The sequence below is a fragment of the Ralstonia sp. 110700041-2 genome (assembly GCF_056280165.1).
Genome location: NZ_JBSFAI010000007.1, coordinates 187,577 through 206,833 on the forward strand (window position 1 = coordinate 187,577; position 19,257 = coordinate 206,833).

At 64.0% G+C, this 19,257-nt stretch carries 18 protein-coding genes and 1 pseudogene; 8 read left to right on the plus strand and 11 right to left on the minus strand.

Translation table 11 applies throughout. The features are described 5' to 3' along the window. Positions 1-596: 596 nt before the first annotated feature. Positions 597-2,699, plus strand: coding sequence for a phosphocholine-specific phospholipase C (locus ACUXH0_RS12590; RefSeq protein ID WP_009239223.1), 2,103 nt, complete (start codon positions 597-599; stop codon positions 2,697-2,699). Between the two features lie 493 nt (positions 2,700-3,192). Beyond that, positions 3,193-3,654 (plus strand): hypothetical protein, encoded by a 462-nt coding sequence (locus ACUXH0_RS12595; protein ID WP_137911013.1) that lies wholly within the window; start codon positions 3,193-3,195, stop codon positions 3,652-3,654. A 76-nt stretch (positions 3,655-3,730) separates the two neighbouring features. Here ACUXH0_RS12595 and lipA read toward each other — a convergent pair whose 3' ends face one another. The 3 genes from lipA to ACUXH0_RS12610 form a co-directional block, all read right to left on the minus strand. Then, positions 3,731-4,732 carry a lipoyl synthase gene (lipA, locus tag ACUXH0_RS12600; RefSeq protein WP_004633801.1) on the minus strand — a complete coding sequence of 334 codons (1,002 nt, stop codon included), beginning with the start codon at positions 4,730-4,732 and terminating at the stop codon, positions 3,731-3,733. 42 nt (positions 4,733-4,774) lie between these two features. Continuing rightward, positions 4,775-5,464: a lipoyl(octanoyl) transferase LipB gene (gene lipB / locus ACUXH0_RS12605; protein ID WP_004633803.1), complete on the minus strand. Its 690-nt coding sequence runs from the start codon at positions 5,462-5,464 to the stop codon at positions 4,775-4,777. 160 nt (positions 5,465-5,624) lie between these two features. Next, positions 5,625-5,984 carry a DUF2917 domain-containing protein gene (locus ACUXH0_RS12610; protein WP_004633805.1) on the minus strand — a complete coding sequence of 120 codons (360 nt, stop codon included), beginning with the start codon at positions 5,982-5,984 and terminating at the stop codon, positions 5,625-5,627. A gap of 150 nt (positions 5,985-6,134) precedes the next feature. On the opposite strand from ACUXH0_RS12610, the gene ACUXH0_RS12615 reads away from it, so the two are divergent. After that, positions 6,135-7,097, plus strand: coding sequence for a transcriptional regulator GcvA (locus ACUXH0_RS12615; protein ID WP_004633806.1), 963 nt, complete (start codon positions 6,135-6,137; stop codon positions 7,095-7,097). 89 nt (positions 7,098-7,186) lie between these two features. Here the strand turns inward: ACUXH0_RS12615 and ACUXH0_RS12620 are convergent, their stop codons facing one another. The 4 genes from ACUXH0_RS12620 to ACUXH0_RS12635 form a co-directional block, all read right to left on the minus strand. After that, complete coding sequence (locus ACUXH0_RS12620) at positions 7,187-7,486, minus strand: YbeD family protein (RefSeq protein ID WP_004633811.1); 300 nt, start codon at positions 7,484-7,486, stop codon at positions 7,187-7,189. A gap of 20 nt (positions 7,487-7,506) precedes the next feature. Beyond that, complete coding sequence (locus ACUXH0_RS12625) at positions 7,507-8,709, minus strand: D-alanyl-D-alanine carboxypeptidase family protein (protein WP_004633814.1); 1,203 nt, start codon at positions 8,707-8,709, stop codon at positions 7,507-7,509. A 92-nt stretch (positions 8,710-8,801) separates the two neighbouring features. Continuing rightward, a complete protein-coding gene (locus ACUXH0_RS12630; RefSeq protein ID WP_182594062.1) occupies positions 8,802-9,449 on the minus strand; it encodes an alpha/beta hydrolase in 648 nt (215 codons plus the stop codon). Positions 9,450-9,484: 35 nt separating this feature from the next. Then, positions 9,485-9,814, minus strand: coding sequence for a (2Fe-2S) ferredoxin domain-containing protein (locus ACUXH0_RS12635; protein WP_004633818.1), 330 nt, complete (start codon positions 9,812-9,814; stop codon positions 9,485-9,487). A gap of 451 nt (positions 9,815-10,265) precedes the next feature. On the opposite strand from ACUXH0_RS12635, the gene ACUXH0_RS12640 reads away from it, so the two are divergent. The 3 genes from ACUXH0_RS12640 (at position 10,266) to ACUXH0_RS12650 (ending at position 15,000) form a co-directional block, all read left to right on the plus strand. Further along, complete coding sequence (locus tag ACUXH0_RS12640) at positions 10,266-11,555, plus strand: dicarboxylate/amino acid:cation symporter (RefSeq protein ID WP_182594061.1); 1,290 nt, start codon at positions 10,266-10,268, stop codon at positions 11,553-11,555. Between the two features lie 84 nt (positions 11,556-11,639). Further along, positions 11,640-13,658, plus strand: coding sequence for a sensor histidine kinase (locus ACUXH0_RS12645; protein ID WP_004633822.1), 2,019 nt, complete (start codon positions 11,640-11,642; stop codon positions 13,656-13,658). Positions 13,659-13,683: 25 nt separating this feature from the next. After that, positions 13,684-15,000 carry a sigma-54-dependent transcriptional regulator gene (locus ACUXH0_RS12650; protein ID WP_004633824.1) on the plus strand — a complete coding sequence of 439 codons (1,317 nt, stop codon included), beginning with the start codon at positions 13,684-13,686 and terminating at the stop codon, positions 14,998-15,000. Between the two features lie 57 nt (positions 15,001-15,057). Here ACUXH0_RS12650 and ACUXH0_RS12655 read toward each other — a convergent pair whose 3' ends face one another. From ACUXH0_RS12655 to ACUXH0_RS12665, 3 genes are all read right to left on the minus strand, one after another. Then, a complete protein-coding gene (locus ACUXH0_RS12655; RefSeq protein ID WP_137911014.1) occupies positions 15,058-15,795 on the minus strand; it encodes a DUF2278 family protein in 738 nt (245 codons plus the stop codon). A 139-nt stretch (positions 15,796-15,934) separates the two neighbouring features. Then, on the minus strand, positions 15,935-16,495 hold the full coding sequence (locus tag ACUXH0_RS12660) for a TlpA disulfide reductase family protein (RefSeq protein ID WP_004633828.1): 561 nt from the start codon (positions 16,493-16,495) through the stop codon (positions 15,935-15,937). A gap of 102 nt (positions 16,496-16,597) precedes the next feature. Continuing rightward, entirely contained in the window at positions 16,598-17,110 is a 513-nt protein-coding gene (locus tag ACUXH0_RS12665) for an O-acetyl-ADP-ribose deacetylase (RefSeq protein WP_004633829.1), read from the minus strand. Between the two features lie 84 nt (positions 17,111-17,194). Between ACUXH0_RS12665 and ACUXH0_RS12670 the strand changes: the two genes are divergently transcribed. Both ACUXH0_RS12670 and ACUXH0_RS12675 read left to right on the plus strand, forming a co-directional pair. Next, positions 17,195-17,764: a hypothetical protein gene (locus ACUXH0_RS12670; RefSeq protein WP_004633831.1), complete on the plus strand. Its 570-nt coding sequence runs from the start codon at positions 17,195-17,197 to the stop codon at positions 17,762-17,764. A 90-nt stretch (positions 17,765-17,854) separates the two neighbouring features. Then, positions 17,855-18,496: a LysE family transporter gene (locus ACUXH0_RS12675; RefSeq protein ID WP_004633832.1), complete on the plus strand. Its 642-nt coding sequence runs from the start codon at positions 17,855-17,857 to the stop codon at positions 18,494-18,496. Between the two features lie 60 nt (positions 18,497-18,556). Here the strand turns inward: ACUXH0_RS12675 and ACUXH0_RS12680 are convergent. Beyond that, a pseudogene (locus ACUXH0_RS12680) lies at positions 18,557-19,213 on the minus strand (ATP-binding protein); the annotation flags it as partial. Positions 19,214-19,257 lie beyond the last annotated feature (44 nt).

Genomic DNA, 19,257 nt, shown 5'->3' on the forward strand with positions numbered 1-19,257 from the left:
GGGACATGAGCGTGTGCAGGCGAGCGGGGCTCGACCCTGCAGCACAGGGGGTCCAGATGTAGGGGCCGCTTCAGAGACAGGCGGGAATGCAACGCTCCCATGACGAAGCTGCACGGGAGGCTTGTTCTCTTCTAGGTATGTGCGCAGTGCAGGCAGCCTGGTCGGCTGCATGAAGGCATCATTTGGTGTGCTGCAGTTTAGATGAGAATGATTCCCACTTGCAAAATTATTCCATCAACTTAAGGCGATCGAGTGACAGCACCGGCGCGTGCCGTCTTCACGCAACCGACATGAATCCTTTCTACCTTAGCGCGTGGTGAGTTGACGGCGCGCGCTGCTCGGTCCGGCTCGCTGATGTCATCAGGAGGTCATCCGTGTCTGCCACCCGAAAGGCCCACGCTACCCGTCGATTGCTCGTGGTGTCTGCGGGCGCCCCCGCGTTGCCTGCGTCGCCGCCTCAATCGGTTGCTTCGCGAGACGGCCTGGCGCCTCCTGTGATCCATACCGTCGACTGACTTCGTTGCTCGCGCTCAGTCAGGCGTTGCCCCGTGTTGTCCCCCCCAACCTCCCAAATACACAGACATCAGGACGAGAACATGACCTCCAACAGTCGCCGTGGTTTTCTCCGTTCCGCTGCCCAACTGGCTGCTGCATCGGCAGCCATGGGCGCGGTGCCCGAAGGCATTCGCCAGGCGCTGGCGATTCCCGCCCACAACGCGCACCGCAATATCGAAGATGTGCAGCACATCGTGATCCTCATGCAGGAAAACCGCTCGTTCGATCATTACTTCGGCACGCTCCGTGGCGTGCGCGGGTATGGCGATACGCGTACCGTCACGCTGCCGAGCGGCAAGAGCGTGTGGCATCAGCCGGTGGCCGGCGGCGCGGGCGAGGTGCTGCCGTTCCGCCCGAGCGCGCCTGATCTCGGCCTGCAGTTCCTGCAAGACTTGCCGCACGGCTGGAACGACACGCACCTTGCCGTCAACGGCGGGCGTTACGATGGCTGGGTCCCACACAAGGGCACCACGACGATGGCGTACCTGACGCGCCAGGACATTCCGTTCCACTATGCGCTGGCCGACGCCTTCACCATCTGCGACGCCTATCACTGCGCCACGCCCACGTCGACCGACCCGAACCGCTACTACATGTGGACCGGCTATGTCGGTAACGACAACGTCGGCGGCGGCCCCGTGATCGACAACGCAGAAGCCGGCTACGGCTGGTCGACGTATCCCGAAGTGCTCGAAGCCGCCGGCATCTCGTGGAAGATCTACCAGGACATCGGTACGGGCCTGGACGCCGCAGGCTCATGGGGCTGGACGAGCGACGCCTACATCGGCAACTACGGCGACAACTCGCTGCTGTACTTCAAGCAATATCAGAACGCGCAGCCTGGCAACCCGCTGTACGACAAGGCGCGCACCGGCACCAACGCAGCGGCCGGAGAGGGCTACTTCGACATCCTCAAGCGCGATGTGCAGAACGGCACGCTGCCGCAGGTGTCGTGGATTGCCGCGCCGGAAGCGTTCTCCGAGCATCCGAACTGGCCGGCCAACTACGGCGCGTGGTACATCGACCAAGTCCTGCAGATCCTGACTTCCAACCCCGAGGTGTGGAGCAAGACCGCGGTGTTCGTTACCTACGACGAGAACGACGGTTTCTTCGACCACCTCGTCCCGCCGTTTGCCTCATCGGGCAGCAATGGCCTGTCGACGGTCGACACCACGGGCGAGTACTTTCCGGGCAACAGCACGTACGGCGCCGGCAGCTACGGCCTGGGCCAGCGCGTGCCGATGCTCGTGGTATCGCCGTGGTCAAAGGGCGGCTACGTGTGCTCTGAAACGTTCGACCACACGTCGATCATTCGTTTCATCGAGCAGCGCTTCAAGCGCACGCACAACGTGCGCTCGCCGAACATCTCGAAGTGGCGTCGCGCCGTTTGCGGTGATCTGACGTCGGCGTTCAACTTCGCCACGCCCAACGAGGTGGTGCCTGCATTGCCTAGCACCGCGGCCTACGTGCCGAAGGACAAGCTGCGCCACGCCAGCTACGTGCCGCTGCCCCCGCTGGTGCAGGCCGTGCCGAAGCAGGAAGCCGGCGTGCGAGCGTCGCGTGCGCTGCCGTACGAACTGTTCGTGCGCGGGCGCCAGGACGAAGCCGCCGGCAAGTTCCAGCTTGAATTCGTGAACACCGGGGACGTGGGGGCTGCCTTCCTCGTCTACACCGCCGGCAGCACGGATGCGCCGCGCACCTACACGGTCGAGGCAGGCAAGCGGCTGTCGGACAAGCTGGCCGTGAACGCAGGCGGTGCCTACGACTTCACGGTGCACGGCCCGAACGGCTTCCTGCGCCGCTTTGTCGGCAAGCTCACGCTGTCGGGCCTGCTGAGTCCGCACGGTCACGCGCTGGAAGTGAAGGAAGGCTACGACGTGGCCAACGGCAACCTGCAACTGCGCCTCATCAATCACGGCCGTGCGCCGACCGTCTTCACCATCAAGAGCGCTTACACGGGCGAAAGCGTGCAACGCGAAGTGCGCGGCGGTGACGATGCGTCGGTGTACCTCGACTTGCGCAGCCACCACGCCTGGTACGACCTGACCGTCACGGCCAGCACCGATGCCGGTTTCGCGCGTCGCCTTGCCGGCCACGTTGAAACCGGCCGCGTCAGCGCGTCCGATCCAGCGCTGAGCGCATAAGCGAGACCCAAGCAAAACGGCCCGCTGGCTTGATTTGCCAGCGGGCCACTTTTTTTTCTTGCGACGCTCAGCGTCAGAGTTGCATCGTGTACGTGTGTGCCTGATGCAGCGCCAGCGCGCTCAGCCCGACGATCACCACGATCGCCAAGACATCGGCAAACGGATAGCCCCAATAGTGCGTCATTGCGTGGTCTCCCTCGGTTCGGGGTCAAGCAGGCCGGTATCGGCCATACGTTGACGGCCGAACTCGGTGGCGTCTCCGTGGCCTCAGGAGGGACACCGCCGCGGATGACCTCCAGGTTTTCCGCGCTCTCCGACACCATCTCGGCTCAAGTGCCTCTTCTTCCCGGCAAGTGTGCCAAACGATTGTTGATATATGGAGAACAGTATTTTCTTCAATCTTGTATTTATCCATCAAGGGCAACGATCTATTCTGATCACAAGCGCAACGAACTGAGCGCAACCGAATATCCAGACAGATCAGGAGCCCATCATGAACACCCGCCTCGCAATCGCTTTCTCCCGTCACACCCTGGTGGCCCTGGTGGCCACAGTTTCCGCTTCCGCCGCTCTGCTATCGGCCCAGCCGGCAGCTGCAGCGGTCCAAAGCAGCGCCGATCCGTACACGCAAGGCGCCGTTGCCAAGGCTGACCCCTACACGCAGGGTGCTGCCGCCAAGTACGACGTCTATACCCAGGGTGCGGACCGTCAAGCTGATACCTACGGCTATCTGTCGTGGAAGAACGATCGCTTCGATCCGTACACCCAAGGTGCCGTCGGCAAGGCTGATCCATACACCGATGGCGCCATCGCCAAGGCTGATCCGTACACCGACGGCGCTGCTGCCAAGTACGACGTCTACACGCAGGGTGCCGATCGCCAGGCCGACACCTACGGCTATCTGTCGTGGAACGGCGATGCCTCGTATCCGAAGGCCGCCGCTTCGCAAGCCTGATCGAGCCGTACCAAAGCAAAAGGGCCTTGGGTTCTACCCCAAGGCCCTTTTTGTTTCTGCAGCGTTCCGGCGGTAATCAGACCACGCCGGCTTCGTGTGCCTGCTGATCCGCGTGGTACGAACTGCGCACCATGGCGCCCACGGCCGCGTGCGTGAAGCCCATCTCGTACGCCTTCTCTTCGAACATCTTGAAGGTGTCCGGGTGCACATAGCGCAGCACCGGCAGATGGTGGCCCGACGGCGCCAGATACTGGCCGATGGTCAGCATGTCGATGTCGTGCTCGCGCATGTCGCGCATGACTTCCAGGATTTCCTCATCCGTCTCGCCCAGGCCGACCATCAGGCCGGACTTGGTCGGCACGTTCGGGTTGCGGGCCTTGAAGTCCTTCAGCAGCTTCAGCGAGTGCGCGTAATCCGCACCCGGGCGCGCCTGCTTGTACAGGCGCGGCACCGTTTCGAGGTTGTGGTTCATCACGTCGGGCGGGCATTCCTGCAGGATGTCCAGCGCCTTCTCCAGGCGGCCGCGGAAGTCCGGCACCAGCACTTCGATGCGCGTGGCCGGCGACAGGGCGCGCGTGCGCGAGATGCAATCGACGTAATGCTGGGCGCCGCCGTCACGCAGGTCGTCGCGGTCGACGCTGGTGATGACGACGTAGTTGAGCTTGAGTTCAGCGATCGTCTTGGCCAGGTTTTCCGGCTCGTTCACGTCGAGCGGATCCGGGCGGCCGTGCCCGACATCGCAGAACGGGCAGCGGCGCGTGCATTTGTCGCCCATGATCATGAACGTGGCCGTGCCCTTGCCGAAGCACTCGCCGATATTCGGGCAGCTGGCCTCTTCGCACACCGTCACGAGGTTGTTGGCGCGCAGGATGTCTTTGATTTCGTAGAAGCGCGAGTTGCCGGTGGCGGCGCGCACGCGAATCCAATCCGGCTTCTTGAGCTTCTCGGCCGGCACGATCTTGATGGGGATGCGTGCGGTTTTGTCGAGCGACTTCTGCTTGGCCGTCGCGTCGTACGGTTTGTTCGACGGGGTGGCAGGGGTGGCGACTTCAGTGGCGCCGGCGGCGGAATCGGTCATCGTGTTCTCCGCACGGGCTTGCGGCTCGTGCATATCCGGGCGCTATGCGGTAGCGGCCTCGGCGGGGTGCGCTTGCGCGCGTTGCTGCAATTGAGCGACCAGCGCATTGGCCAGGTCGCGGGAAACGGTTTGCCAGTCGTTCGCATCGACGGCGCGTCCGGACGCATCACGGGCGCCGGCGGTCACCATATCGACGGTTTCCAGGCCGGCATAGCCACACGGGTTGATCTGCGTGAAGGGCGACAGGTCCATCGCCAGGTTCAGGCTCACGCCGTGGTAGCTGCAGCCGTTGCGGATCTTCAGTCCCAGCGCGGCGATCTTGGCGCCGGCATGCGGCCCGCTCGACAGGTAGATGCCGGGGGCGCCAGCCTTACGTTCGGAGGCAACATTATACGTGGCGAGCGTCTGGATGACGGCCGCCTCGATGGCATCGACCAGCGCCTTCACGAACAGCCCGCGTCGGCGCAAATCCAGCAAAAGGTAAGCGACAACTTGGCCGGGGCCGTGATAAGTGATCTGACCGCCACGGTCGACTTTCACCAGCGGAATGTTGCCGGGGGCCAACAGATGCGCGGGATCACCGGCCAGGCCGAGCGTGAACACCGGCGGGTGTTCGACCAGCCAGATCGTGTCAGGAGTATCGGGCCCGCGCCGCGCGGTAAATGTCTGCATTTCGTCGAAGCAAGCGGCGTAGTCCTGCAGGCCGCGTTCGACGATGTCAATCGGAATCATGCCCGCGAGTGTAGCGCAGGGCCGTCGATGTCGCCGTGCGCCTTTGCCCGCTTCGGTCGCAGGGTCGGGCAAAAAAATGCCGGCGCGATGGGAGGCATCGGCGCCGGCATCGGCTTTTGCGGCAGATGCCGCAAAAGGAGGCTTGAAACAGATTTCGCGCTCAGGCCGCCACGATGGGCGTGTCGGCGTGCTCGTTCCAGCCGAGCGCCGCGAGCGTGTGGCGCCAGCCGTTCGTGACGTGCCACGGCTTGCGCGGCATGTGGCCGTCGGTGGCTTCTACTGCCAATGCCACTGGGCCAAGGGCTTTCGGGTCTACCGAGACGACGATTTCTTCGCCGCGCTTCACGGCAACGCTGCCGCCCGCGCGCAGCCATTCGTCGCCGGCTTTGTTCTCGTGCGTGACCCATACGTCGCGACCGCAGGCTTCTTCGACGCGCAGATTCTGGTTGGCCGGCATGCGCAATGCCACCACTTCGCCGGGCTGCAGAGTGAATACAATTTTTGTTAGTACAGCTTTCATGATCGGCTCCTTCACGGCATCGGGATGGGGCCTTGCCGTTGAAGGAAGTCTAGGCGCTTGGTTGCCTAGTACCAAACGATATATATTGCGTTTCTTGATAGTGCAGCTCACATAAAAATCACCCGGCGCTACGAAAATCCGGAGGGAAAGATGACCGAAATCCGCGAACCGATGCGCTTGCCGTCACTTGGCGCGCTGAGGGTGTTCGAGGCGGCAGCCCGCTATGAGAGTTTTTCGCGTGCAGCGACGGAGCTGTTCGTTACGCACGGCGCCGTCAGCCATCAGATGCGCACTCTGGAAGACGAGCTGGGCGTGCCGTTGTTCGAGCGGCGGGGCAAGCGCGTCATGCTCACGCACGCGGGCCGCGCCTATGCCGATCGCGTGCGCGAGGCGCTCGACCAGATCGCCCAGGCTACGCACCAACTGCGCGCCGGTAACCGCGACAACCGCCTGGCCATCAGCACGATGCCGTCGTTTGCGGCGCGCTGGCTGACGCCGCATATCGGCACCTTCATCGAGCGCCATCCCGAGTTGGAAGTGGAACTGTTCTCCAGCCCCGCGCTGGTCGATTTTGCGCGCGAAGAGGTGGACGTGGCGCTGCGCATGGGTTCGGGCAACTATCCGGGCCTGTACGTGGAAAAGCTGCTCGACGATGTGTTCTTCCCGATCTGCAGCCCGTCGTTCAACGGCGGACGCCTGCCGCGCACGCTGGCCGAGATGGCAAGCATGACCCTGCTGCGCAGCGAGGGCGAGGCATGGAAACCGTGGTTCGATGCGGCCGGCCTTGAGGGGTTTGTGGAGCCGCGCGGGGGGCTGATGTTCCAGGATTCGTCATTGCTGTTGCAGGCCGCGGCAGCGGGGCAGGGCATTGCGCTGATCCGCCCGACGCTGGCGTTCAACGAATTGCTGGCCGGCCGCGTGGTGCGCCTGTTCGAGACGACGATCCCCTGTCCGTGGAACTACTACTTCGTCTGTCCACACAGCGCGCTGCAGACGCCCAAGATGCAGGCGTTCCGCACGTGGCTGCTGCCGGAGATTGCGGCGTTCAAGCTCAAGCTGGCGGGGCTGATGAACGACAACGCGGTGTGCCTGGGGCACGTGTCCAAGGGCTGAGCCCGGGCATCGGAAAAAATCCTCCACAAAGCAAAACGCCCCGGCATGACCGGGGCGTTTTGCGTTCTGCTGAGTGCTGCGGAGGTGCGTTACAGCACGATTTTTACCATCGGATGGCTCGTCAGCGCCTGGTAAAGCGCGTCGAGCTGTTCGCGGCTCGTCGCACGCACGATCACCGTCAGGCCCAGGTAGTTGCCACTGGAGGACGGACGCTTTTCCAGGCGCCCTTCGTGGAACTCCGGATCGTGCAGGCGGACGACCTCGACAATGGTCGCGGCAAAGTCGTCATGCATCGGCCCCATCACCTTGATGGGGAAATCGCTCGGGTACTCGATGAGCGACTGTTCGGGCGGAATATGGCCCGGCGGGGGCGTGTGAGAGGAGGTCATGTCGAAGTAAGTGGGGACGACTACTTCTTTTTAAACCACAGCTTGACCGCGTCGATCGTGCGGCCGACGAAGCCGGCTTCCGGCACCGCTTCGAGCGCCACCACCGGGAACTCCGACACCACGGTCGAACCGTCCATCACCTTCACAGTGCCCAGCTGCTGGCCTTGTGCGATCGGGGCGATCAGCGGGTCCTTGCGCTCGAGCACAGGCTTCAGGCGCGCACCTGCGCCCTTGGGCACGGTGATCCACTTGTCCTCCGGCACGCCCAGCTTCACGCTCTTGGCCTGGCCCTTGTACACGTCGGGCGTCTGCAGCGCTTCCTTGGCCTTGTACAGGCGCACGGTATCGAAGAACTGATAGCCGTAGTTCAGAACTTTCAGGCTCTCCTGTGTGCGGATAGCGTCGCTCTTGGTACCGATGATGACCGACAGCAAGCGACGGTTCGCGCCGGGCACGTCCGGCAGCGGACGGTTGGCAGAGGTGACGAGGCAGTACCCGGCCGACTTGGTGTGGCCCGTCTTGCCGCCGTCGACGGTCGGGTCGAGCCACAGCAGGCGGTTGCGGTTGGACTGCTTGATGTTGTTATAGGTGAATTCCTTCTGCGAGTAGAACTTGTAGTCCTGCGGGAAATCCTTGATCAGCGCCGCGGTCAGGATCGAAAGATCACGTGCCGTGGAGTAGTGGTTCGGATCAGGCAGGCCCGCGGCGTTCGCGAAATGCGTGTTCTTCATGCCCAGACGCTCGGCTTCGCGGTTCATCAGCATCACGAAGTTCGTCTCGGTGCCGCCTACGGCCTCTGCCAGCACGAGGGCTGCATCGTTGCCAGACTGGATGATCAGGCCTTGCGTCATCTCCCGCACCGAGGCCGGTTTGCCGGCTTCCAGGAACATGCGCGATTCGTCGGTCTTGACGGAGCGCACGGTCTCGGTGGGCGTGATCATCTGGTCGTACTTGAGCTTGCCGTCGCGCACGGCTTCGAAGACCAGATAGGCCGTCATCAGCTTGGTGAGCGAGGCGGGCTCGATGCGTTCGTCCATGTTGGTGCCGCCGAGCACCTGGCCGCTGGTCACGTCGGTCAGCATCCATGAGCGGGCCGCGACCTGCGGTGCGGGCACCGGCTGCGCCATAGCGGGTAGCGCAGTGACCAGCACGGCGGCCGCCACGGCGGTTGCGGCGGCGGAATGGAAGGCGAAGGGCGTGAAATGGGCGAAGCGGGTCTGCATGTCGGGTCCTGCGGTCTGCTTGGAATTCAATGGCGCCGCCTGCCAGAAAAAAGGGGGGGAGGCGCGGCGTCCGGAAAATCAACGGGTGGGTGTTACGGTTTTGGCGCCCAGGCGCCTGTAATGAGCTGCCGGATCAGATGCAGCTTGCGGTGGAAGAAATGATCGGCGCCCGGGATGACGATCACGGGCAGCTCCTGCGGCCGCGCCCAGTTGAGCACGTCGATCAGCGGCACGGTGTCATCCTGTTCGCCGTGGATGATGATGGTGTCGGCCGGCACCGGGGCGACATCCCAGCGCGAGGTGGCGGTGCCGACCAGCGCCAGGCGTTCGGCAGGCGTGCCGGCCTCGGCCAGGCGGCGTGCCACCTGAGACACGACAAAGCTGCCGAAGGAGAAGCCGCCCAGTGCCAGCGGCAGTGTGGCCACATCGGCGGACCATTCGGTCTGTGTACGCATCCAGTCGAGCACGGCCAGCATGTCGTCCTGCTCGCCGATGCCGTTGTCGTGCGTGCCCTCGGTCTTGCCTACGCCGCGGAAGTTCAGGCGCACCGTCACATAGCCGAGGCCGACGAAGGTGCGTGCCAGCGTCTGCGCGACTTTGTTGTCCTTGGTGCCGCCGAACAGCGGATGAGGATGGCCGATGAGGGCCAAGCCGCGCGGCGCGGTGTCTGGCCGGTCGATCGACAGGTCGATCTGTCCGACCGGGCCGGGAATTCGGCGTTCTTCGGTATGAACGTTCATGGAGAAGGGAAAAGCAGATGCAGTAAAGCGCGGGCTCACGCGCTGGCAGGGCGGTCGACCATCAGCCGTTCGACCGGTTTGCCTTCGATCAGATGGCTCTGGATGATCTCGTCGATGTCTTCCTTGTCGACGAAGGTGTACCAGACGGCCTCGGGGTAGACCACCATGACCGGACCGAGTTCGCAGCGGTCCAGGCAGCCGGCCTTGTTGATGCGCACGCGGCCTTCACCGTTGATGCCGAGTTCCTTGCAGCGCTTCTTGGCGTATTCCTGCATGGCCTTGGCGCCAAAGTCGGCGCAGCAGCGCGAGCCGTCCTCGCGTTCGTTCAGGCAAAAGAAAACGTGGTGCTGGTAGTGGCTGCTCATGGGCGGACCGAGAAGGCTGGGAGGGCTGCGTGACAGCGCGCACGGCAGGACGCGAATAGCTTCCTGGCGTCGCGCACACATGTGGATTTGCGTAACGAGCCGGCATTATACGGCCCCGATGTCTCCTCTCCCCCAGCAGGCGGGCGCGAGGCAACCGCGCGATGCTGCGTTGCAACACGTTATCCGGATGTCCGGACATCCGCTGTGCGCGGATTCCGGGATTGACGACGGTTGGGGCGGGTGCCATCGTAGTCACACCAAGCTGGTACAAGGGCTGGCGGGCCGTCAGTGTCTGAAATTGAGGTTGGCATAGCCCTTGCAATTAAGAGCGACCTGCTGCGGGAGATGCCGGACACATCAGCGTATCGAGGCAGGAGAGAGACCACACCAGGGCGGGTCGGACCGGGCGAGCAGCTGAGCGCACGGCCGGTCTGTGACACTCGAGGAAGACATGAAAAAACCGTTCTACAAAATCCTGTACGTACAGGTGCTGGCGGCCATCGTCATCGGCGTTCTGCTGGGCCATTACTCGCCCGAACTCGCCGTCAAGATGAAGCCGCTCGGCGATGGCTTCATCCAACTGATCAAGATGGTGATCGGCCCGATCATCTTCTGTACTGTCGTCTCCGGCATTGCCGGCATGCGCGACATGAAGAAGGTGGGCCGCGTGGGCGGCAAGGCGTTGCTCTACTTCGAGGTCGTCTCGACCTTCGCGCTGATCATCGGTCTCGCGGCGGGCCACATCTTCAACCCCGGCGCGGGCTTTAACGTCGACGTCAACACCATCGATGCCAAGGCTGTGGCGCAGTACGCCGCCAAGGCGCACTCGGCCAGCACGGTCGACTTCCTGCTCAACATCATCCCGAGCACGGTGGTGGATGCCTTCGCCAAGGGCGACATCCTGCAGATCCTGCTGATCGCGCTGCTGTTTGGCGGTGCGCTTTCTGCCATGGGCGAGCGCGCGCAGATGGTGACGGACTTCATCGACCAGATCTCGCACGTGTTCTTCCGCATCGTGCACGTCATCACGCGTGTGGCCCCGATCGGTGCCTTTGGCGCCATGGCTTTCACCATCGGCAAATACGGCGTGATCTCGCTGGTGCCGCTGCTCAAGCTGGTCGGCACGTTCTACTTCACGGCGATCATCTTTGTCGTGGTGGTGCTGGGCACCATCGCGCGGGTGGTCGGCTTCAACATCTTCCGCTTCGTTGCGTACATCAAGGAAGAACTGCTAATCGTGCTCGGCACCAGCTCGTCGGAATCGGCGCTGCCGCACCTGATGGAAAAGATGGAGAAGCTGGGCTGCTCGAAGTCGGTGGTGGGCCTGGTGGTTCCGACCGGTTACTCGTTCAACCTGGACGGCACCAACATCTACATGACGATGGCGGTGATCTTCATCTCACAAGCACTGAACATCGAGCTGACCTGGACGCAGCAGCTGACCATCCTGGCCGTTGCCATGCTGACGTCGAAGGGCGCATCGGGCATCACTGGTGCGGGCTTCATCACGCTGGCCGCAACGCTGGCCGTGGTGCCGGATATTCCGGTGGCGGGCATGGTGCTGATTCTCGGTATCGACCGCTTCATGAGCGAATGCCGTGCCCTGACCAACATCACCGGCAACGGCGTGGCCTGCGTGGTGATCTCGGCCTGGGAGCGTGAATTGGATCGCGCCAAACTGGCTCGCGTGCTGTCGGGCGACCGCAGCGACGAGGGCGTGCCGGCCACCCCGGCAGTTTGATCGATCGGTTCTAGCCGGCGCCTGAAAGCGCAAAGCGTATGATTGCGGGGCCTGTCCTTCCAGACGGCCCCGCGTTTTTTTGGGATGCACCTCGTGAAGCACCTCGGCGACATGCCGACTGCGGGCACGGCGTTGGAAGGCACGGCAACACTCTCTGCCGCCGACCTCCAGCCGATGTCCGATCCCGATTTCTCCTTCACCAGCGCCTCCGGCTCGCGACGCGGCTTCTGGTGGCTGGTGGCGCTCGGGCTCGTGGTGGTGATGGCCGTAGTGTGCGCGACCACCTTTGTGGTCGCGTGGAACCGGGGCCTCACGCAGGCCCAGCAGGCCGCCGGCGGGCGGGTCGACCGCTATGCCGCCAACCTCAAGAGCACGCTCGATCGCTACGAATACCTGCCGGCCCTGGTGGCGCTGCATCCGTTCATCCACGATCTGCTCGCCAATCCGACACCTGCCAACGTCGACCGCGCGAACCGCTATCTGCGCGAAGTCAACGATCGCGCGCACGCCACTGCCACCTACGTGATCGCCCCCAGCGGCAAGGCGCTGGCAGCATCCAACTACAACCAGCCCGACAGCTTCGTCGGCGCCGAATATCTGTTCCGGCCGTATTTCCAGCAGGCAGCGGAAGGCCACGTCGGGCGCTTCTACGGTATTGGCATTACGCGTGAAGAGCCCGGCTATTACATCTCCCAGCCGGTCATGCAGGATGGCCGCGTGATCGGCGTGACGGTGGTCAAACTCAACCTCGAATGGTTCGGCCGCGCCAGCCACGACGCGTCGGAACCGGTGATGGTGGCCGACGAGAACGGCGTGATTTTCCTGTCGTCCGTACCCGCGTGGCAGTACCGCACGGTGGAGCCGCTCACGTCCAAACTGCAGGCGCAGTTGGAGGCGACGCGCCAGTATTACCGCAAGCAGATCACGCCGCTGCCGCTGCAGCCCGAGGCGCCGGCCTTCCTGCGATTGACCGGGCGATTGCCCGAAGGCGCAGAACTGATTCGCGTTGGCGAGCGCACGAACGCCACGCGCTATCTGCAGGTTTCGCGTGAACTGGTCGAGCCGGACTGGACGCTGATGTATCTCACGCCGGTGGAGCCCGTGATGAGTGCTGCGCGCAGCGCCACCGTGGCGGCCGCATTTGCCTTTGCGTTCGCGTGCCTGCTGCTCTTCTACTGGCGTCAGCGGCGCCTGCGCATGATGGAGATGCTGCGTAGCCGCCGCCTGCTGGAAGCCGCATATGACCAGCTCGAGCGCCGTGTCGAAGACCGCACGGCCGACCTGATGGCCACCAATGAACAACTGCAGCACGAGATCGTCGACCGCACGCGTGCCGAGGCCGAACTGCGCGCCACGCAGGATGAACTCGTGCAGGCCAGCAAGCTTGCCGCGCTGGGCCAGATGGCCGCCGGCATCACGCACGAACTGAACCAGCCGCTGGCTGCGCTGCGCACGTTCTCCGACAACACCCGTATCCTGCTCGAACGCGGCCAGCACGGCGCTGCCACCGATAACCTGCAGGCAATTGCCGACCTGACCGAGCGCATGGGCAAGATCACCGCACAGCTCAAGTTGTTTGCGGGACGCTCACGGCGCAAGGTGGTGGATGTGCAGGTGCGCGTGGCGCTGGATCACACGCTCGCGCTGCTGCGCCCTCGCCTGGGCGACGTGTTGGTCGAACTGCACTGGCGCATCCCCGAGACAGAGGCCGTCGTTCGCGCAGATGAACTGAAGCTGGAGCAAGTGCTGATCAATCTGATTGGCAACGCGCTCGATGCGATCAACGCCAATGAACCGGTACGCGCCGGCCGCATCGACATCACCATCGGCCCCACCGAGGGAGCGCAGGCGCAATCGAATCAACTGACCATCGCCGTGCGCGACAACGGCCCTGGCATTCCGCCCGACGCCATGCCGCACCTGTTCGAGCCGTTCTTCACCACCAAGGAGATCGGCCAGGGGCTCGGCCTTGGACTGGCGATTTCCACCAGCATCGCGCGCGACTTTGGCGGCTCGCTGTCGGCGGCCAACATGCCGGGCGGCGGGGCCCAATTTACGCTGACATTGGTACGCGCCGACGTCACCTCCGCGGCAACCACCTGATCCGTTTTCCACACAGATACGAACCATGTCCGAAGGCTTGAACGTTCTCTTCATCGAAGACGACCCGCCTGTGCGCCAGGCCACCGCGCAGAGCCTGGAACTGGCCGGCTTCAATGTGCAGGCGTTCGGCAGCGCCGAAGAAGCCGTCGGCAAGATCGACGCGAACTTTCCCGGCGTGGTCGTGAGCGACCTGCGCCTGCCGGGCGCGAGCGGCCTGGACGTGCTCACGCACTGCCAGTCGTTTGGCACGGGCATTCCCGTGGTGCTTGTCACCGGCCATGGCGACATCACGATGGCCGTGCAGGCCATGCGCGAAGGCGCGTTCGACTTCATCGAGAAGCCGTTTCCCGCCGAACGCTTGACCGAGACGGTGCGTCGCGCCGTCGAACGCCGCGCGCTGGAGTTGGAAAACCGCGCACTGCGTCGTGAACTGGCCGGCCCGGCGGCTGGCACGCGCATCATCGGGCGCTCACCAGCGATGGCCGCCGTACGCGCGCTGATCGAGAACGTCGCGACCACCGATGCGCCGGTGCTCATCAACGGCGAGACCGGCACGGGCAAGGAACTCGTCGCGCGCAGTCTGCACATGCTCTCGCCGCGTCACGACAAGCCGTTCATCGCGCTGAACTGCGGCGCCGTGCCTGAACAGATTTTCGAGAGCGAGATGTTCGGCTACGAGGCCGGTGCCTTCACCGGTGCGGGCAAGCGGCGCATCGGCAAGCTTGAGCACGCATCGGGCGGCACGCTGTTCCTCGACGAAATCGAGAGCATGCCGATCGCGCTGCAGGTCAAGCTGCTGCGCGTGTTGCAGGAGGGCGCGCTGGAGCGGCTGGGCTCGAATGCTTCGGTGCGCATCGACGTGCGCATCGTTGCGGCCGCCAAGGGCGATATGGAAGCGCTGATCGAGGCGGGCGGTTTCCGGCGCGATCTGTACTACCGCCTGAATGTCGTCGTCATCGACCTGCCACCGCTGCGCGAACGCCGCGAAGACATCATCCCGCTGTTCGAACATTTCCTGCTCGAAGCCGCTGTGCGCTATCAGCGTCCGCTGCCGATGCTGGCCGAGCGTCAGCGCCACGAGCTGATGCAATCGAACTGGCCCGGCAACGTGCGCGAGCTGCGTAATGCGGCCGACCGTCTTGTGCTTGGCGTCGGCCGCATGCCGGTCGTGCCGGATGCTTCGGAAGACGGCATGCCGCTCAAGGAGCGCGTCGAGCGCTACGAGCGCACGGTGATTGCCGAAACACTGGCGCGCACGGGCGGCTCGGTCCACCAGGCGGCGGACATTCTGCAGGTCGGCCGTGCGACGCTGTATGACAAGATCAAGCGGTACGGCCTTTGACTTGGCACGCCCGCACGCGACAACGCCCGGCACAAACCGGGCGTTGTCTTTTCGCGCTCAACTCGGGATCGGATGCGCATCCGCCACCGGATATCCACGGTCATCCGTCGGAATCCGCTGCGTCTGAAACGCGATCAGCAGCGCCTGAAATTTGCCGTCGATTTCCACGATGACAGCACCGTCCTGCTGCGTGCCGTTTTCGCGCGAATGGTCCTTCACGCCCGGTGTATGCACGACCGGGTTGCCTTGGTTCATGTGCGTCTCGTGCAGTCCGTTGTGCTGCGGCTCGAACAAGAAACCGAAGCCGTAGACCTTGACGTCGGTGCGCGGCGGCCAGCCTTTACGGTCGTCGTCGCCAGAACTGCCGTGGTAGACGTAGTCGATCGGCGTGGCGGTGCGGTCGAGGTTGAGCATGTCGTCAACGAGCGCGTTGATGTCGTTGTGTTCGGTTTCGGTGTCCAGCGCGATCGGCCGCATGTTCGGGAAGTCCACGAGCCCGGCGTCGCGCAGGTAGTCCAGGCGTGGGAAGCCGCCTGCGTGCAGCCCGGGGGCGAGCGCAGTCAGGTCGGCGGTGATCGGCAACTGCAGATCCGTTGTCCACTGATACAGCACGTGATAGCCGGCAGCACCCGCACCTGGCATGCTCGAGTCGGATTTCACATTGGCGAGCACCACAAAGTCCGCGCCATCCGGCGCTTCCAGCACGATGGCGTAATGCGGATTGCCGTTGTAGCCCTCCAGGTAGGGCACGCCGAATTTCAGCTTGCCCTTGAACATGCAGTAGTGATTGACCATGCGCACTCCATCGAACCAGGCACTGATGGACCGTCATTACAACAGGCTCGCGTGAACCTAGTGTGGAACCTGTATCGCCCGAAAACAAAAACGCCCGGCATCGACCGGGCGTTTCGCTTGAATCGGGGGCGCGGACCGCTTAAGCCTGCTTGTCCAGCGCCTGCTTGAGCAGAGCATCGAACGACGACCATTCCGGTTCGCCCACATAGCGCTTGAGGATGCGGCCTTCGCGGTCAACCAGGAACGTGGTCGGCGTGAGCTGCACGTCGCCGAACGCCTTGGCGGCGGAGCCGTCCGCGTCCATGGCAACCTTGAAGGGCAACTGTCGCGTCTGGCTGAAATTCATCACATACATCGGCGCGTCGTAGCTCATCGCCACGGCCACGTATTCCAGGCCTTCGCCTTTGTACTTGTTGTACGTCTGGATCATGTTGGGCATTTCCTTGATGCAGGTGGCGCAACTCGTGGCCCAGAAGTTGACGAGATAGACCTTGCCCTTCAGGTCTTGCGTCGAAAGCTTTTGCCCATCCAGCAGCGTGAACGTGGCAGCAGGGACCTGCTGCGACGGCGAGAACGCACGCCAGCCGAACCAGCCGCCCACAGCCAGCACCAGCATGATCACGGGCAGCAGCCAGCGGCGGCCGCCGGACGTGGCGGTGGCAGTTGCTGGGGCTGCGGAGGAAGTCAGGGTCGAGGCCATGTCGGCAACGGGTCAGGAAGAAAAATCAAGCATCTATTGTAGGCCCGACGCGCCGGCGCCGCATGTCCGCCGCGACAATCCGTCCATGGCGCGATGCGTGCGTCACTTATCGCTGGCGAGGGCGGCTTCGTACAGAGCGAGGTCAGTGGCGGAAAAGCAGCAAAAGGTGATTGCGTCCAAGCCGGCGCCATGCTCGCGCGCGGCACGTACGGCAATCGGTGCAGCCAACTGCGGCGGGAAGCCATACACACCGGTGCTGATGCACGGAAACGCGATGCTGCGCACCTCGTGCTTGCGCGCCAGTTCCAGGCTGTTGCGATAGCACGCGGCCAGCAACGCCGCCTCGTCCTGCCGGCCACCGTGCCAGATCGGCCCGACGGTGTGGATGACGTAGCGGGCAGGCAGGCGAAAACCCGGCGTGAGTTTCGCTTCACCGGTGCGGCAGCCATGGAGTGCGCGGCACGCCTCCAGCAGTTCTGGCCCCGCCGCGCGGTGGATGGCGCCGTCCACGCCGCCCCCGCCGAGCAGCGAGCTGTTCGCCGCATTGACGATGGCATCACAGTCGAGCGTGGTGATGTCGGCACGCAGGGCACGGACGGTGACAGAGATTGGCATGGCGCGGTCCTTGACAGGGAGAGCGGACGTCTGTGTCGGATAATAGGCGGCTCAGAAACCGGCCGGAAACCGACAGGAGGCGATGTGGCAGTCAAAGTAACGGCAGGTTGGCGGATCGGGTTGGGTGCGTTGGCCTGTGCCCTGCTGGTGGCCTGTTCGCCAAAGTACGACTGGCGCACGGTGCATTCCAACGAGGGCGCCTACGCCGTGGACTACCCCGCCAAGCCCACCGCAGAAGCCCGCCCCATCGCCATCAACGGCCAACGCATGCCGATGACGATGCAGGCCGCCAGCGTCGACGGCACGCTGTTCGCCATCGGCGTGGTGGAACTGCCCGCGGATGATCCGGTCTGGCGCCAGCGCGCCGTGGAGGCGCTGCGCAACGGCCTGTCCGCCAACTTGAAGGGCCACGTGACCGAGCGCGACATCGCCGTGCAGACCGCCGCGCAGCCGCCTCTGTCATTGCCAGCGTTAGAGTTGATTGCGCTCGGTGCCGGCGGAGACGATCCCGCGCCGCGCCGGCTGACCGCCCGCGTGGTCGCCACGGGAAAGCACGCCTACCAGGCCGTCGTGCTGGAATCGGGCGATGCCGCCCGCGACGCGCGCCAGCAGGAGCAGGTCGACCAGTTCCTTGCCAGCTTCCATCCGTACTAGGCCCGCACAGACCTGGGCGAACTGGCCGCAGCCGGTGCACAATTATCGTTTTGCGCTTTACCGCAACACAACGCATCACGGGGAACCATCATGACGTTGCAAGTCTGGCTGGCCTTCTTTTTGGCTGCCTGGGTGATCGCCATCTCGCCCGGGTCGGGCGCCATCCTGTGCATGAGCCACGGCCTGACGCATGGCGTGCGCCGCACGTCGGTCACGATTGCCGGGCTGGAGCTGGGCATTGTCGTGATCCTGTTCATAGCGGGTGCCGGGCTGGGCGCGCTGCTGATCGCGTCGGAGCACGCCTTTACGGCCATCAAGATCATTGGTGCGATGTACCTGATCTACCTGGGTATCGTGCAATGGCGCACGCCCATCCAGATCGCCAAGCCCACTGAGGGCGAGCCCCTGAAGGTCTCGGGCAGCGGTGCGCGCCGTCGGTTCCTGGTTGGATTGCTGACCAATCTGACGAACCCGAAGGGCATCCTGTTCATGGTGGCCGTGCTGCCGCAGTTCATCGATCCGGCCAAGCCGCTGCTTTCGCAACTCGGCATCCTGGCGGCGACGATGGTGTTCGTCGACCTGATCGTCATGCACGGCTATGCGCTGCTGGCCTCGCGCGCGCAGCGCCTGTTCCGCAATCCGCGCGCACTGCGTTGGCAGAGCCGCTTCTTTGGCGGCATGCTGATGAGCATCGGCGCAGCGCTGTTCTTCGTGAAGCGCCAGACTGCGTGAGCTTCACACCGCCGCAGGGCTGCCCGCCAAGTCGTTGAGGGCACAGCGTGGGGATGCGCGCTAATCCGCCTTCACCCCGCGCCGATACTGAATGGCCTCGCCCACATGCGCCGCGTCGATCTGCTCGTCGCCTGCCAGATCGGCAATCGTGCGGGCGAGCTTGAGCACACGCGCATAGGCGCGGGCGGACCACGAGAAGCGCGTCATCGCGTGGCGCAGCAAGCCATCCGCCGCATCGGTGCGGCTGCAATGCAGATCGATTTCATGGCCGCCCAGCAAGGCGTTGCGTTTGCCTTGTCGTGCGAGCTGTCGCGCGTGCGCGGCAGAGACACGCTCGGCCACGTTGCGCGTCGGTTCACCAGGCGGCCCGTCGAGCAACTCCTCCTGCGAGGGCGTCGGGACCTCTATCTGCACATCGATGCGATCAAGCAGTGGCCCCGAAATGCGCGCCTGGTATCGCTCCACCTGATCCGGTGTGCAGCGGCACGCCCGCAGCGGATGCCCGCGATAGCCGCACGGACACGGGTTCATTGCGGCAATCAGCTGGAAGCTGGCAGGGAAGTCTGTCTGATGCGCTGCGCGTGAGATGGTGATGTGGCCGGTTTCCAATGGCTCACGCAGGACTTCGAGCACACGGCGCTCGAACTCGGGAAGCTCGTCGAGGAAGAGCACGCCCTGATGCGCCAGCGAGATTTCGCCCGGCCTTGGCGTATTGCCCCTGTAAGCTACAACAATTGCTGCGACAATTCACACGTAACGAT

What these genes read in the sequence shown, in the direction of transcription:
- ACUXH0_RS12590 (WP_009239223.1), top strand. Translation starts at nt 597, where the DNA reads ATGACCTCCAACAGTCGCCGTGGTTTTCTCCGTTCCGCTGCCCAACTG.
- ACUXH0_RS12595 (WP_137911013.1), top strand. Translation starts at nt 3,193, where the DNA reads ATGAACACCCGCCTCGCAATCGCTTTCTCCCGTCACACCCTGGTGGCC.
- lipA (WP_004633801.1), bottom strand. Translation starts at nt 4,732, where the DNA reads ATGACCGATTCCGCCGCCGGCGCCACTGAAGTCGCCACCCCTGCCACC.
- lipB (WP_004633803.1), bottom strand. Translation starts at nt 5,464, where the DNA reads ATGATTCCGATTGACATCGTCGAACGCGGCCTGCAGGACTACGCCGCT.
- ACUXH0_RS12610 (WP_004633805.1), bottom strand. Translation starts at nt 5,984, where the DNA reads ATGAAAGCTGTACTAACAAAAATTGTATTCACTCTGCAGCCCGGCGAA.
- ACUXH0_RS12615 (WP_004633806.1), top strand. Translation starts at nt 6,135, where the DNA reads ATGACCGAAATCCGCGAACCGATGCGCTTGCCGTCACTTGGCGCGCTG.
- ACUXH0_RS12620 (WP_004633811.1), bottom strand. Translation starts at nt 7,486, where the DNA reads ATGACCTCCTCTCACACGCCCCCGCCGGGCCATATTCCGCCCGAACAG.
- ACUXH0_RS12625 (WP_004633814.1), bottom strand. Translation starts at nt 8,709, where the DNA reads ATGCAGACCCGCTTCGCCCATTTCACGCCCTTCGCCTTCCATTCCGCC.
- ACUXH0_RS12630 (WP_182594062.1), bottom strand. Translation starts at nt 9,449, where the DNA reads ATGAACGTTCATACCGAAGAACGCCGAATTCCCGGCCCGGTCGGACAG.
- ACUXH0_RS12635 (WP_004633818.1), bottom strand. Translation starts at nt 9,814, where the DNA reads ATGAGCAGCCACTACCAGCACCACGTTTTCTTTTGCCTGAACGAACGC.
- ACUXH0_RS12640 (WP_182594061.1), top strand. Translation starts at nt 10,266, where the DNA reads ATGAAAAAACCGTTCTACAAAATCCTGTACGTACAGGTGCTGGCGGCC.
- ACUXH0_RS12645 (WP_004633822.1), top strand. Translation starts at nt 11,640, where the DNA reads ATGCACCTCGTGAAGCACCTCGGCGACATGCCGACTGCGGGCACGGCG.
- ACUXH0_RS12650 (WP_004633824.1), top strand. Translation starts at nt 13,684, where the DNA reads ATGTCCGAAGGCTTGAACGTTCTCTTCATCGAAGACGACCCGCCTGTG.
- ACUXH0_RS12655 (WP_137911014.1), bottom strand. Translation starts at nt 15,795, where the DNA reads ATGGTCAATCACTACTGCATGTTCAAGGGCAAGCTGAAATTCGGCGTG.
- ACUXH0_RS12660 (WP_004633828.1), bottom strand. Translation starts at nt 16,495, where the DNA reads ATGGCCTCGACCCTGACTTCCTCCGCAGCCCCAGCAACTGCCACCGCC.
- ACUXH0_RS12665 (WP_004633829.1), bottom strand. Translation starts at nt 17,110, where the DNA reads ATGCCAATCTCTGTCACCGTCCGTGCCCTGCGTGCCGACATCACCACG.
- ACUXH0_RS12675 (WP_004633832.1), top strand. Translation starts at nt 17,855, where the DNA reads ATGACGTTGCAAGTCTGGCTGGCCTTCTTTTTGGCTGCCTGGGTGATC.